General features: G+C 70.2%; 1 protein-coding gene. It reads right to left on the bottom strand.

The genetic code is table 11. The features are described 5' to 3' along the window. On the bottom strand, window positions 1-196 hold a 196-nt coding region (locus GTO19_RS22340), incomplete at its 3' end, for a hypothetical protein (protein ID WP_291025184.1). Between the last annotated feature and the right edge of the window lie 193 nt (window positions 197-389).

Genomic DNA, 389 nt, shown 5'->3' with positions numbered 1-389 from the left:
AGGTGGCGGCGATGTGGCGCAGTGCGGTGGCCACGTCTCGCTGGCGCAGGTCGACCCAGACGACGCCGTCGCGGAAGCGGTCACCCCAGCGGTGGGCGGCGTGCACCGCCAGCGCCGACTTGCCCACGCCAGCCATCCCGCGCAGCCCCACCAGGCTTACGGTGCGCCCAGCACCAGGATGCAACAGCGTGTCCAAGTCTTTCAGGTAGCTCTCGCGACCGGTGAAGGTGGGCAGGTCGGGCGGGAGTTGAAAGGGGCGGCGGGCCGCCTGAGGACTGGGGGCATAGTCCCAGCCGACAGTCGGCACGACGCGCGCCCACCAAGCTTGTACGGCATCGGCAATCGCGGGGACGCTTTGAGGGCTGAGGCAGTTGGTGCGGGAGATGCGG

This window comes from Hydrogenophaga sp., assembly GCF_011772445.1.
Lineage (GTDB): Bacteria > Pseudomonadota > Gammaproteobacteria > Burkholderiales > Burkholderiaceae_C > Hydrogenophaga.
The sequence above is the reverse complement of the archived record's forward strand: the minus strand, read 5'-3'. Positions and strand labels throughout refer to the sequence as shown.